Source organism: Rhizobium sp. BK008 (assembly GCF_014197345.1).
GTDB lineage: Bacteria > Pseudomonadota > Alphaproteobacteria > Rhizobiales > Rhizobiaceae > Rhizobium > Rhizobium anhuiense.
This window is the reverse complement of the sequence record NZ_JACIFK010000005.1, coordinates 387,247-400,598: the sequence shown is the minus strand read 5'-3', so window position 1 is coordinate 400,598 and position 13,352 is coordinate 387,247. Positions and strand designations below refer to the sequence as shown.

Here is a 13,352-nt window from a genome sequence, read left to right as displayed (position 1 = left end):
ATCATTCTTTAGAGCGCCGCGCGTCCTTTCGGATGCGCAAAGGACGCTCTAACACTTAGAATTTAGGCATCGTGCTTTCCGAAAATCGATTCCGATTTTCGGGCCGATGCGCTAGGCAAGGCGGGGGATAGGATGCGACAACAGGAGAGACTGGCCGGAGCGGACTTTCTGCGCGCGACGGCCTGTCTGCTGGTGCTTGCCCACCACTTCGCGCTGCGGCTGGATATGCGCAGAATCCCCGACGAACTCGGACCGACCGCACATGTCCTCCGCTTCGGCAATTTCGGCGTTGCCGTGTTCTTTGTGCTCAGCGGCTTTCTTCTTGCCCATCCCTTCTGGCGCGCGCTCGACGCGGGCAGCAACCTGCCGAGCCTGCGGCATTACACGATCCGCAGGGCAGCGCGCATCGCTCCGGGCTTCTGGGTTGCCGCCACCATCAGCTTCGCCCTCAGCCTGACGCTGCTTGCCCTGCCGCTGACACCGGAGCTTGCACTCCGCTATGTCTCCGGGCTGCTGTTCATGAGCCAGTGGCACTGGCGCACCTTCTTTCCTGTCGAAGCCGACGGGCCGCTCTGGTCCATTCCCTTCGAGGTCACCAGCTATGTGCTCCTGCCGGTCTGCTTTCTCCTGCTGTTTCGTTTGCCCATCCTGAGACAACGCCCGCTGCTTGCGCGCTTCGCCTGGCTATGCGTCATCACAGGCGTACTCCTGGCCCATCTGCTGATCCTCACCCTGTTTCCGCTCGGCGACATCGGACGCGGTTGGCAGTACGGCCTGCAGGGTGGGGCGAAGGAATGGATGCCGAGATATAATCCGATCGGCTTCTTCGCCGTCTTCGCGCTCGGTGCGCTCGCCGCCGGCCTCGAGACCATGCTCCCACGAAGACGCTCTTCCTGGTTCGATGCCGCAGCGCTTCTCGCCCTCGCCATTGCCGGCTACCGCCTCGTGATATCGCCCGGCGGCTCCGCCGAGGGTTACGGCTGGCTCGAAATCCCCTATGGCTTTCCGGTCTTCCCGCTGGCGGTCGGGGCGGCCCTCGTTTCGCTCAGCCATTCGCAACGGTTGGGCAGGCTGCTCGACAACGCGCCTGTCCGCTACGTCGCGAAGATCTCCTTCGGCATCTATATCTGGCAGGAGATTATCCTGCTATTGATCCAGAAGCTCGACCCGGGCTCGTTCGGCGCTTCCTCGGAAAATGTTGTGACCGGCTGGCTGCAGTCTTGCGGACTGGCGGCAGCGCTTATCCTTCTGGTAGCAAGCCTCAGCTACCATCTGCTGGAGAAACCGGCGATCGATTTCGGAAACCGGCTGACAGCTCGCCAATCCAATCGGGCTACTCCTTTCAAAGTATAAGTTTCCGGATAGCGCAACTACAGGCATTAAGGTTAACGCGAAATACTCCCATTTTTGGTGTCTTTAGGGTTACGGAATTCTTATTTATACCGATGACAAACGATACGTGACCATGTATCTGTCTCCTTGCTGTTCAGTATCGCATCTAAACTTGTGGACCTTGCGTAATGAATGCTTTTACTTCGAAGACGAATTCACGCTTCGATCCGTCTCAGCGTCAGGACAAAACCAAGACCCTGGTTATCGCGAACTCCAATATTCGCCAGCCGGATAGCTTTTCCCCTGTCGAAAGAAAAATGGCTGTGCGACTGAGCGTGAAGCGGTTGATCGACATCGTCGCCTCACTCAGCGCCCTCGTCGTGCTGGCGCCGATTTTTCTGGCAATCGCTCTTTTCATCAAACTCGATGATGGCGGTCCGGTGTTTTTCCGCCAAATCCGCTGGGGGCTGAACGGCCGGAAGATCACGATCTTCAAATTCCGATCGATGCGCGCGGAAGCTTGTGATCCCAGCGGCGTTCAACAGACCGTCAAGGGTGACAGCCGAGTGACCGGCATCGGCGCGGTGCTCCGCAAGACCAATATCGACGAGCTGCCGCAGCTCTTCAATGTCATCAGGGGCGACATGTCGCTGGTCGGCCCGCGCTGCCATGCCATCAACATGCGGGCAGCCGGCCGGCTCTACGAAGAACTGGTGCCGGACTATCATCACCGCCACATCATGCGTCCCGGCATCACCGGTCTTGCGCAGACGCGCGGCTGGCGCGGCCCGACGGCGCGACGGCTGGAAGCCCGCGCCCGCATTGCCTGCGATATCTATTATGTCAGGAATTTCAGCCTGCTGCTCGACTTGAAGATATTGTTCAAGACGATTGCCATCGAGCTACGCGGCGGAACCGGCTTCTGAGCCGAAGCCGGCCACTCGGTACACATCGGCAAAGCGGCCCCATCGGGCCGCTTCTTCATTTCAAGCCGCCCGCGCTATCGCGACAGCTGAACAGGCACAAAAAAGGGCGGCTGTTGCAGCCGCCCTTGATCGTCGCAGTCGATGGCGATCAATCCTGTTGGACGATGCCGCTCAGATGCGTCAGTTCCATGATGAAATGCTCGAGCTTCGACTTGTGCTCGTGCAGCTCGGCATGCTCGAGCTCCTGGCGGGCAGCCTCGATGCGGCGGGTCAGCTCGTCCTTGTGGAGTTCCTCGACCGGAACCGCGGATTCGGCAAGCAATGTGCAACCGGTCGGCAGGATATCGGCAAAACCGCCGAACACCACATAGTCCTGCTTCTTGCCGGAGGCCGAACGCACGCTCACGACACCCGGCTTGATCGTCGTCATCGTCGGCGCATGATTCGCCATGACCGTCATCTCGCCTTCAGTCGCGGGAATGACCACCTCGGTCACCATCTCCGACAACAGCAGACGCTCCGGCGAAACGAGCTCAAAGTTGAAATTGTCAGCCATCAGTGACTTACCTTCTCGGCTATGGCTTTCGCATCTTGCAATTTGGTCCCGCAGAACGGGCAGTGCATTATCGCTTGGTCGAGATAACCGAGGCCTTCCTCGCTCTGGACCAGACCCACCACCATCATCAGCACGCCGTTATCGGCGCGATAGATAGTCGGCGCGGCTGGTTCCGGAAGATCCGCCACGACCCCTTTCAGGGAGTCGCAGCAGAATATCTCGTCCAGCGCGTCGCTCATTAAGCAGCTGTGAGCTTCTTGGCCTTTTCGACCGCTTCTTCCATCGATCCGACCATATAGAAGGCAGATTCCGGCAGGTGATCATATTCGCCGTTAACGAGGCCCTTGAAGCCCTTGATCGTATCTTCGAGAGCAACGAGCTTGCCCGGCGAGCCGGTGAAGACTTCGGCGACGAAGAACGGCTGCGACAGGAAACGCTCGATCTTGCGGGCCCGGGCAACCGCGATCTTGTCCTCTTCGGACAGTTCGTCCATGCCAAGGATCGCGATGATGTCCTGCAAGGCCTTGTAACGCTGCAGCGTCGACTGGACCTTGCGGGCGACTTCGTAATGCTCTTCGCCGACGACCAGAGGGTCGAGCATGCGCGAGGTGGAGTCGAGCGGATCGACGGCCGGATAGATGCCCTTTTCGGCGATCGAGCGCGACAGAACCGTCGTTGCGTCAAGGTGCGCGAACGAGGTTGCCGGAGCCGGGTCGGTCAAGTCGTCGGCCGGGACGTAAATGGCCTGGACCGAGGTAATCGAGCCGGTCGTCGTCGTGGTGATGCGCTCCTGCATCTGGCCCATGTCGGTTGCGAGCGTCGGCTGATAGCCGACGGCCGACGGAATGCGGCCGAGCAGAGCCGACACTTCGGAACCTGCCTGCGTGAAGCGGAAGATGTTGTCGACGAAGAACAGAACGTCCTGGCCCTGGTCGCGGAAATGTTCAGCGACCGTCAGGCCGGTCAGGGCGACACGGGCGCGGGCGCCCGGCGGTTCGTTCATCTGGCCGTAAACCAGCGCAGCCTTCGAACCTTCGCCGCCGCCATGCTTGTTGACGTTCGATTCGATCATTTCGTGATAGAGGTCGTTGCCTTCGCGGGTACGTTCACCGACGCCCGCAAAAACCGAATAACCACCATGCGCCTTGGCGACGTTGTTGATCAGTTCCATGATCAAAACGGTCTTGCCGACGCCAGCGCCGCCGAACAGGCCGATCTTGCCGCCGCGTGCATAGGGAGCGAGAAGGTCAACGACCTTGATGCCGGTGACGAGAATCTGCGATTCCGTCGACTGCTCGACATAGGACGGCGCATCCTGGTGGATGGCGCGCTTGTGAGCGGTGACCAGCGGACCGGCTTCGTCGACCGGCTCGCCGATGACGTTCATGATGCGGCCGAGCGTCTCGTTGCCAACCGGAACCATGATCGGAGCGCCGGTATCGGCGACTTCCTGGCCGCGCACGAGACCGTCGCTCGAATCCATCGCGATGGTACGGACGACGTTTTCGCCAAGGTGTTGCGCAACTTCGAGAACCAGGCGGTTGCCATTGTTGCTGGTTTCCAGCGCATTCAGGATCTTCGGCAGTTCGCCTTCGAAAGCAACGTCGACGACGGCGCCGATAACCTGGGTGACTCTGCCGACAGAGCCGATCTTGGGGGTAGCTGCCTCAGCCATTTTCTGACCCTCTTTTCCTAGCCTCAGAGCGCTTCCGCGCCCGAAATGATTTCAATGAGTTCCTTGGTGATCTGCGCCTGACGCTGGCGGTTGTAGCTCAGCGTCAGCTTATTGATCATCTCACCGGCATTACGCGTCGCATTGTCCATCGCGCTCATCTTGGCGCCCATTTCACCCGCGACGTTCTCAAGAAGCGCGCGGAAGACCTGGACGGAGATGTTGCGCGGGATCAGATCTTCAAGGATCGATGCCGGATCCGGCTCGTATTCGTAGACAGCGCCTGCATGGGCGGCATCTTCGGCCTGCACAGCTCCCGTTGAAGCCGGGATGAGCTGCTGCGCCGTCGGAATCTGGCTGATCACCGATTTGAACTCGGAATAAAACAGCGTGCAGACGTCGAATTCGCCGGCAGCATACATCTCGATAAGGCGTTTACCGATCTGATCCGCATTCTCGAAGCCGACCCGCTTGACGTCCCGCAATTCCTTGCGCTCGATGATCAGCGAAGCGAATTCGCGGCGAAGGATGTCGTAACCCTTCTTGCCGACGGTGAAGATTTTCACCGTCTTGCCCTCGGCAACCAGCTTGCGCACATGTTCGCGCGCGAAGCGCGCAATCTGCGAGTTGAAACCGCCGCAAAGACCGCGTTCGGCCGTGCACACCACCAGCAGATGAACCTGGTCCTTGCCGGTGCCGGTCATCAGCGCCGGCGCGCCATCGGCGTCGGTGACAGCCTTGGCGATATTCGCCAGAACTGCACCCATGCGCTCCGAATATGGCCGAGCGGCCTCGGCCGCCTCCTGCGCGCGCCGAAGCTTCGCCGCGGCGACCATTTTCATCGCCTTGGTGATCTTCTGCGTCGCCTTGACGGAGGCGATCCGGTTTTTCAGATCCTTAAGTGAAGGCATCCGTTATCCGTCCTAACTTAGGGCCCGATTACGAGAAAGACTTTGCGAAGCTATCGAGAGCAGCGGTAAGCTTGCCCCTGGTATCGTCGCTGATTGCCTTTTCCGTGCGGATCGCGTCGAGGATGGCGGAGCCTTCCGAACGCAGATATGAGAGGAAGCCCTGCTCGAACTTGCCGACCGAAGCGACCGGCAGCTTGTCGAGATAGCCGTTGACGCCTGCAAAGATCACGGCGACCTGCTCTTCCGTCTTCAGCGGCGAGAACTGCGGCTGCTTCAGGAGTTCGGTCAGGCGTGCGCCGCGGTTCAGCAGGCGCTGCGTCGCAGCGTCGAGGTCCGAACCGAACTGGGCGAAGGCGGCCATTTCGCGATACTGGGCGAGTTCGCCCTTGATCGAGCCGGCAACCTGCTTCATCGCCTTGATCTGTGCCGCAGAGCCGACGCGGGAAACCGACAGACCGACGTTCACGGCCGGGCGGATACCCTGGTAGAACAGGTCGGTTTCAAGGAAGATCTGACCGTCGGTGATCGAGATCACGTTGGTCGGAATGAAGGCCGATACGTCGTTGCCCTGCGTTTCGATAACCGGCAGAGCGGTCAGCGAACCGGCGCCCTTGTCGTCGTTCATCTTCGCAGCGCGCTCGAGCAGGCGCGAGTGCAGGTAGAAAACGTCGCCCGGATATGCTTCGCGGCCCGGCGGGCGGCGCAGCAGCAGCGACATCTGGCGGTAGGACACGGCCTGCTTGGACAGGTCGTCGTAACCGATCAGCGCATGCATGCCGTTGTCACGGAAGTATTCGCCCATGGCGCAACCGGCAAACGGAGCCAGGAACTGCATCGGCGCCGGATCGGACGCGGTGGCGGCGACGATGATCGAGTACTTGAGCGCGCCGCGCTCTTCGAGCACCTTGACGAACTGCGCGACGGTCGAACGCTTCTGGCCGACAGCGACGTAGACGCAATAAAGCTTCTCGCCTTCCGGACCGTTGTCGTGAATAGCCTTCTGGTTGAGGAAGGCATCGAGAAGGATCGCGGTCTTGCCGGTCTGGCGGTCGCCGATAACAAGCTCGCGCTGGCCGCGGCCGACCGGGATCAGCGCGTCGATGGCCTTGAGGCCGGTCGACATCGGCTCGTGAACCGACTTGCGCGGAATGATGCCGGGAGCCTTGATGTCGACGCGCGAACGGCGCGTCGCGTTGATCGGGCCCTTGCCATCGATCGGATTACCGAGCGCGTCGACCACGCGGCCGAGCAGCTCAGGGCCGATCGGAACGTCGACGATGGCGCCAGTCCGCTTGACGGTGTCACCTTCCTTGATGTCGCGGTCGGCGCCGAAGATGACGACACCGACATTGTCGGCTTCAAGGTTCAGCGCCATGCCGCGGATGCCGCCCGGGAACTCGACCATTTCACCGGCCTGGACATTGTCCAGACCATAGACACGAGCGATACCGTCACCGACGGAGAGAACCTGGCCGACTTCCGAGACTTCTGCCTCTTTGCCGAAATTTTTAATCTGGTCTTTGAGAATTGCGGAAATTTCCGCGGCGCGGATATCCATCAGCCAACCTCTTTCAATGCGAGCTTAAGGGTAGAGAGTTTGGTACGAAGAGACGTATCAATCTGACGGGACCCGACCTTCACGATCAGACCACCAAGAATTGACGGATCAACCGTGACGGCAATCGTCACGTCTTTGCCGGTAACGCTCTTGAGTGCCACCTTCAATTCGGTTTCCTGCGCTTGTGAAAGCGCATGCGCCGAGGTGACCTCGGCGGAGATTTCACCGCGATGGTTCGCGGCGATGATGCGGAAGGCCTTGATCATGCCCGGCAGGGCGAACAGGCGGCGATTGCGCGCCACGACCTTCAGGAAATTGGCGAAGAAACCGCTGATGCCAGCCTTCTCGCTGATGGCGACGATCGCCTTCAGCTGGTCGTCGGCGGAGAAAACCGGGCTTACGACGAAGCGCTTAAGATCGGCGCTCTCATCCAGCATCGCCTGGAAACGGTCAAGATCTGCGGTTACGCTGTCCACGGCGCCCTGCTCGAGCGCCAGTTCGAAAAGCGACGAGGCATAGCGCTCGGCAACGCCAGAAGTAAGCTGGGACGTGTCTGCCACTGGCACAAATTTCCCTGATTTCAACCCAAAATCCGGCTCTCGGCGGGCGCCGAACCTATGATCTTGAATTCGTTTTGATTTCCCCCAGAAATCACAAGAGAAGCCTCTTGCTTCTTCCGAAATTCGGGGTCCGTCTAACATAGGATGTTCGGACTCGCAACACGCGTAATGCCCGAATACGCCTTTCACATGAATTTCTGTCCGCAAAATTGCGCAATGGCCTGAAAGCAGGCCACGGAAGCCGTCTGCCGGCAGCAAGAGTTACGTCTGGGTGAAGCCGAAAACGTAGAGCAGTGGTAACGCGGCCAAAGCGATCTGCACAACCAGGAGTAAATAGTTGACGATATTACTCCCCTTATCGGACAGGATCGAGATGATCCGGGCAAAGGCAGCCATGGCGAAGGAGGCACCGAGCGCCATGTAGATCCAGTCCTGGGCGAGCATGATCGCCGACAGGCCGAAGCCGAGATAAAAGCCGCCCATCGAGCGTCCCTCGCCGAAGCCTTCCGGCCGCCCCTCCTGTGCCTGCAGACCGAGGAGACGGAAAGTTTGGCCCGGGGCGAACATCATGATGAAGCCGGCGAGCGCCGTGAAAGCGGCGGAGCAAAAGGCAAGCTGCTCGCCAAGCTCGGTCGGAAAATAAAACTCCATGCGTCAGCCCCAAATCACCCGGATGAATCAGTGTTTTATGGCATGCGCCGAAAAAGGAGGAAATGGCGACGTTCTGTTTTAGAGAAAACTCTGCGGATCGATATCCAGCTGCACCTGCACCGATCCGCGCTCCTTGGGCGATTGCGACAGCATCACCCGCAAGAACCCCTGCATGTCGGAGTTCCGCCGCCCGTGCACCAGCAGGCGGAAACGGTGGCGGCCGCGCACCAGCGCGAGCGGCGCTTCGGCCGGGCCGAGGACCGAGATGCCCGACACCTGAGGTGCGGCGTTGCGCATGCCGCGCGCATGGTTTTCGGCGTCGTGGCGGGTTTCGGCCGAAACGATAATCGAGGCGAGCCGGCCGAAGGGCGGCAATACGGCGCGTTCGCGTTCGGTGATCTCGCGCTCATAGAAGGCGTCGGAATCGCCTGACACGATCGCCTGCATGACCGGATGCTGCGGCTGGTAGGTCTGCAGCAGCCCATGGCTCTTGAGGCCGGTGCGCCCGGCACGGCCGGTCACCTGCGACAAAAGCTGGAAGGTGCGCTCGGCCGCGCGCGGGTCGCCATTGGCAAGGCCGAGATCGGCATCGACGATGCCGACCAGTGTCATCAGTGGAAAATTATGCCCCTTGGCGACGAGCTGGGTGCCGATGACGATATCGGCCTCGCCCTTGGCGATCGCGTCCAGCTCCAGCCGCAGCCGCTTCACCCCGCCCATGATATCCGAGGAAAGAACGATCGTTCGCGCCTCCGGGAAATGCCGCTCCACCTCCTCGGCGATGCGCTCGACTCCCGGCCCGCAGGCGACGAGATGGTCGAGCGTACCGCATTCCGGGCACGCTTCCGGCGTGCGCTCGGCATGGCCGCATTGATGGCATTGCAGCTGCTTGCGGAAGCGATGCTCCACCAGCCAGCTCGAACATTGCGGGCACTGGAATCGGTGACCGCAGACCCGGCAGAGCGTCAGCGGCGCATAACCGCGCCGGTTGAGAAAGAGCAGTGCCTGTTCGCGCTTCTCCACCGTCTTGCCGATCGCCCGGATCAGCACCGGCGACAGGAAGCCGCCTCGCTCCGGCGCATGCCGGCGCATATCGATGAGATGCAGGTCCGGCAGCGCCGCATCGCCGAAACGCGTCGGCAGGTGAACGGTGCTGTAGCGGCCGCTCTGCCCGTTGACCTGGCTTTCGACCGACGGCGTCGCCGACACCAGAATGACGGGAAAATCGCCGATGCGGCCGCGCACGACGGCCATGTCGCGGGCATTGTAGAAGACGCGATCCTCCTGCTTGTAGGCGGGATCGTGTTCCTCGTCGACGATGATCAGACCGAGATCCTCGAAGGGCAGGAAGAGCGCCGAGCGGGCGCCCGCCACCACGCGCACTTCGCCGGTCACCGCCTGCCGCCAGACCTTTTCGCGCATGCGCGGCGCCAGATCGGAATGCCATTCGGCCGGCTTTGCCCCGAAACGATCCTGGAAGCGCTCCATGAAACTTGCCGTCAGCGCGATCTCCGGCAGCAGGATCAGCACCTGCTTGCCGCGTTTCAGCGTCTCGGCAATCGCCTCGAAATAGACCTCCGTCTTGCCGGAGCCGGTCACCCCGTCGATCAGCGACACCGAAAACTCGCCCTTGCGGACGTCGGAAACGATCTCCTCGGCCGCCTGCTTCTGGGGTCCTTCGAGACGGGCTGCGGCAAAATCCGGATCCGGCATCGCCACCACCGGCGGCGGCGGCAAAAATATCGTCTCGAAGATGCCGAGCGTGATCAGCCCATCGACGACGCTCGTCGAAACGCCCGCCGCATGCGCCAGGCCGCTGCGCGTCCAGGAAAAGCCGTCGGAGGCCGTGTCGAGCACCCGGGCGCGCGCCGGCGTCATCCGCTCCGGGTCGCCGCCGACGAACTTCAACCCCTCCACCATCGGTTCCGGCTCGAAGGCGTTCGGCGCCCGCAGCGCCATGCGCGCGACGAGGCCGGGCGGCGAGAGCGTATAGGTGGCCACCCAATCGATGAAATCCCGCATCTCTTTGGAAAGCGGCGGGCAATCGAAGACATGGCTGATCGGCCGGAGCTTCTTCGGATCGACGCCGTCCTCGCCGCCGTCCCAGACGACGCCGATCACCTGCCGCGGGCCGAGCGGCACCTTCACGACCGAGCCGGGCTCGACCGCCATGCCATCCGGCACCGAATAGGAATAGGGCTTTGGCGCCGGCATCGGCACCAGCACCGGAACCGTTCGGTTCGCGGGCGGTGCCTCGAAAAGCGCGCCAAAGAGATCGGACGAATCTGTGCTCATCGGGCGAGACCATGCCCGCAAATCGATGGAATTGGAACCGCAAAGACAGAGCGATGGGTTCCGGGGCGTCGCGACGATTTGACGACCGAAGCTCAGAGCGCCAGCTTCATCTGGCCAAGCGGTCGCCATCGCCGGAATAGGCTTCATTTGTCTCGCCGTTGCGCTGCCGCAAGCGGATGATCGCCGACGCGTCGCGAGGATTGGGCGGTAGCACCGCGTTCTTCAAGGCGATCGAATAGGCGTGTTTCGGATGTTCCAGCACGTCCCTGGCATCTCCGCTCTCCACCACCACACCCTTGCGCATGATCACCACGCGATCGGAAATGTAATAGGCGGTCGCAAGATCATGGGTGATGTAGACGATCGAGACGTTGAGAGAGTCGCGCAGATCGCGGAAGAGATTGACGATCGACATGCGAAGCGATGCGTCCACCATCGAGACGGGCTCATCGGCGACGATCAGCTTCGGCTCCGGTATCAGGGCGCGGGCGACGGCAATGCGCTGCAACTGACCGCCTGAAAGCTCATGCGAGAAACGACCTTTTATCTCCGCCATCGAAAGGCCGACGCGCTGAAGGGCAACGTCGGCAAGCGCCTCTTTCTCGGCGCGGCTCTTCGCGCCCTTGAAGCGATGGGCGGTGGCCAGCAGATACTCGTCGATCCGGGTCAGCGGATTGAAGGCCTCGAACGGATTTTGGAAGACCGGCTGGACCTTTGCCATGAAAGCCTCGCGGTCCCCGCGAGAATGCACCGACTTCACATCAGCGCCGTCGAAGCGGATGCTGCCCCGATCGGCCTTTTCATTACCGAGGATCATCTTTGCCAGCGTCGATTTGCCGGAACCGGATTCACCGACGATCGTGAATATCTCGGGCTTGTCGGCGGCAAGGGCGAAGCTGACATCGTTCACCGCCTTCATCTTTTCGCGCGAGAAGAAACCGCCGATCGGAAAGAGCTTGGTCACATGGTCGAGTTCGAGGAGGAAATGGCTGCTCATTGGATCTGGTACTCCCCGGCGCGGAAGCATGCGACCCGCCCGCCTGTGGCGCTCGGCAGCATGGCCGGCACTTCACGGGCGCATTTGTCGATCGCAATCGGACAGCGTGGATGGAACCGGCATCCTGAAGGCGGATCCGAAAGCGCCGGTGGCTTGCCTTTAAGGCTCTTTCGCGTCGAGACGTCGCCGATGCGCGGCAAGCTGCCGATCAGATGGACGGTATAGGGATGCTGGGGATTGTCGAAGATCGCCTGCGTCGGCCCCTCCTCCGCCAGCCGGCCCGCATACATGATGGCCAACCGGTCGGTGATGGCGGCATGCACGGACATATCGTGCGTCACGAAGATGACCGAGGACTGCATGCGCATCTGCACTTCCTTGATCAGCGCCAGCACGTCCTGCTGGACGAGCACGTCGAGCGCCGTCGTCGGCTCGTCGGCGATGATGAATTCCGGCTCGCAGACAGTTGCAAGGGCGATCGTCAGACGCTGGCGCATGCCGCCCGAAAGCTGGTGCGGAAAGGCATCGAGCACATGGGGATCGAGATGCAGCCGGGCAAGATGTGCTTCGACACGGGCGTGGAAGGCAGCGGGATCGAGGTTCATATGGCGGGAGGCGAAATCGGTGAAGGCGTGTTTGACCCTTCTGACCGGGTTCAGCACGTTCATCGAGCCCTGCATGATGTAGGAAAGGTGGCGCCAGCGTGCCGCCTTCATCTTGTCCGGTTCGGCATAGACATCGATAGGCCCGTCGGCAAAATTGAATTTCACCGTTCCGCCGACGACGCGCATCGGCGGGCGGATGGCGCCGGCCAAAGTCTTGATCAGCGATGTCTTGCCGCTCGAGGATTCGCCGGCAATGCCGTAGATCTCGTTTTTGTGGATGGTCAGGCTGATATCGTCGACGGCGCGGATCTCCCGCCGCACGCCGAAATAATCATTGACGTAGTAGCATTTCAGCCCATCGATCGTCAGGGCGTCCATGGCGTTTTCGGCAAGGGTCAACGGCCGCCTTCTCATCAGATTCTGCATCGCCTCAAGCTCCCATCCGGGCCAGGCGCGAACGCGGGTCGATATATTCGTTCACCGACATGGCGAGCATGAACAGGCCGAGGAACAGGATGACGACGAAGAGCATCGGGAAGGCGACCCACCACCATATGCCCGATACCATTGCGGAATGCGCATTGGCCCAGTAGATCATGCCGCCGATCGTCGGCCGGTTGATGTCGGAAAACCCAAGCACCGAGAGCGTCACCTCGAGGCCGATCGCCCAGATCAGGTTGTTCATCGTCGTGAAGAAGACGATCGGCATCACATAGGGCAGATGCTCGCGGATGAGGATCTGCCGTGTGCGCATGCCCGAGAAGACCGCGTGCCGGGTGAATTCCCGGTGGCGGAGAGACAGGGCGACGGAGCGGATCAGACGGCTGTCATGCGTCCATCCAAGCAGCGCTGCGGTGATCGCCAGCATGAACCACGTCATCTGGTCGCGAAGCACGAAAACCAGAAGCAGCAGGATCGGAATATTCGGCAGGGCGCCGAGCGTATCGTTGACCGCCATGATGATCTGGTCTGTCCGGCCGCCGATATAGCCCGAGATCAGCCCCACGGCGATGGCGATGATGCGGCTGACGAAAGCGACGATGATGCCGAAGAACAGCGTGTTGCGCATCGAGGCGGCGATCTGCCAGAAAACCTCCTGGCCGCGCGAGGTGGTGCCGAGCCAGAATTCGGCCGAAGGCGGCATGTCGGGCGCGACGACATAGATGGCGTTCTCGTCATAGGGCGAGAAGAACGATGCCACGATCAACGCCAGGATGAGGCAGATCAGGACGGTTCCGAGCAGGAACTCCTTGTTGTAGCGCAGCAGGTCTCTGAGGACTTTGAACATC

Annotated in this window: 13 protein-coding genes; 2 read left to right on the top strand and 11 right to left on the bottom strand. The window is 61.1% G+C overall.

Translation table 11 applies throughout. The features are described from left to right. Positions 1-132: 132 nt before the first annotated feature. Together FHT69_RS22245 and FHT69_RS22240 are read left to right on the top strand one after the other, a co-directional pair. The gene (locus FHT69_RS22245; RefSeq protein ID WP_028755837.1) at positions 133-1,353 is read left to right on the top strand and encodes an acyltransferase family protein; all 1,221 of its coding nucleotides are present in this window, start codon (positions 133-135) and stop codon (positions 1,351-1,353) included. Positions 1,354-1,520: 167 nt separating this feature from the next. Beyond that, on the top strand, positions 1,521-2,258 hold the full coding sequence (locus FHT69_RS22240; RefSeq protein WP_028755838.1) for a sugar transferase: 738 nt from the start codon (positions 1,521-1,523) through the stop codon (positions 2,256-2,258). A 148-nt stretch (positions 2,259-2,406) separates the two neighbouring features. Here FHT69_RS22240 and FHT69_RS22235 read toward each other — a convergent pair whose 3' ends face one another. From FHT69_RS22235 to FHT69_RS22185, 11 genes are all read right to left on the bottom strand, one after another. Next, entirely contained in the window at positions 2,407-2,814 is a 408-nt protein-coding gene (locus tag FHT69_RS22235; protein ID WP_028755839.1) for a F0F1 ATP synthase subunit epsilon, read from the bottom strand. Next, on the bottom strand, positions 2,814-3,053 hold the full coding sequence (locus FHT69_RS22230; RefSeq protein ID WP_027682592.1) for a hypothetical protein: 240 nt from the start codon (positions 3,051-3,053) through the stop codon (positions 2,814-2,816). The genes FHT69_RS22235 and FHT69_RS22230 overlap by 1 nt, the downstream gene beginning before the upstream one ends. Further along, positions 3,053-4,489 (bottom strand): F0F1 ATP synthase subunit beta, encoded by a 1,437-nt coding sequence (atpD, locus tag FHT69_RS22225; protein WP_028755841.1) that lies wholly within the window; start codon positions 4,487-4,489, stop codon positions 3,053-3,055. The genes FHT69_RS22230 and atpD overlap by 1 nt, the downstream gene beginning before the upstream one ends. A gap of 23 nt (positions 4,490-4,512) precedes the next feature. Continuing rightward, entirely contained in the window at positions 4,513-5,397 is an 885-nt protein-coding gene (locus FHT69_RS22220) for a F0F1 ATP synthase subunit gamma (RefSeq protein ID WP_028755842.1), read from the bottom strand. Between the two features lie 28 nt (positions 5,398-5,425). After that, a complete protein-coding gene (gene atpA, locus FHT69_RS22215) occupies positions 5,426-6,955 on the bottom strand; it encodes a F0F1 ATP synthase subunit alpha (RefSeq protein ID WP_028755843.1) in 1,530 nt (509 codons plus the stop codon). Continuing rightward, positions 6,955-7,521: a F0F1 ATP synthase subunit delta gene (locus FHT69_RS22210; RefSeq protein WP_028755844.1), complete on the bottom strand. Its 567-nt coding sequence runs from the start codon at positions 7,519-7,521 to the stop codon at positions 6,955-6,957. Before FHT69_RS22210 ends, atpA begins: the two co-directional genes overlap by 1 nt. 255 nt (positions 7,522-7,776) lie before the next feature. Continuing rightward, positions 7,777-8,166 (bottom strand): DUF4345 family protein, encoded by a 390-nt coding sequence (locus FHT69_RS22205; protein WP_028755845.1) that lies wholly within the window; start codon positions 8,164-8,166, stop codon positions 7,777-7,779. A 78-nt stretch (positions 8,167-8,244) separates the two neighbouring features. Continuing rightward, positions 8,245-10,461 carry a primosomal protein N' gene (locus FHT69_RS22200; protein WP_183905963.1) on the bottom strand — a complete coding sequence of 739 codons (2,217 nt, stop codon included), beginning with the start codon at positions 10,459-10,461 and terminating at the stop codon, positions 8,245-8,247. Between the two features lie 106 nt (positions 10,462-10,567). Beyond that, positions 10,568-11,458 (bottom strand): ABC transporter ATP-binding protein, encoded by an 891-nt coding sequence (locus FHT69_RS22195; RefSeq protein ID WP_028755847.1) that lies wholly within the window; start codon positions 11,456-11,458, stop codon positions 10,568-10,570. Next, positions 11,455-12,489, bottom strand: coding sequence for an ABC transporter ATP-binding protein (locus tag FHT69_RS22190; protein WP_168333345.1), 1,035 nt, complete (start codon positions 12,487-12,489; stop codon positions 11,455-11,457). The genes FHT69_RS22195 and FHT69_RS22190 overlap by 4 nt, the downstream gene beginning before the upstream one ends. Before the next feature lie 4 nt (positions 12,490-12,493). Beyond that, positions 12,494-13,351, bottom strand: coding sequence for an ABC transporter permease (locus FHT69_RS22185; protein ID WP_028755849.1), 858 nt, complete (start codon positions 13,349-13,351; stop codon positions 12,494-12,496). Between the last annotated feature and the right edge of the window lies 1 nt (position 13,352).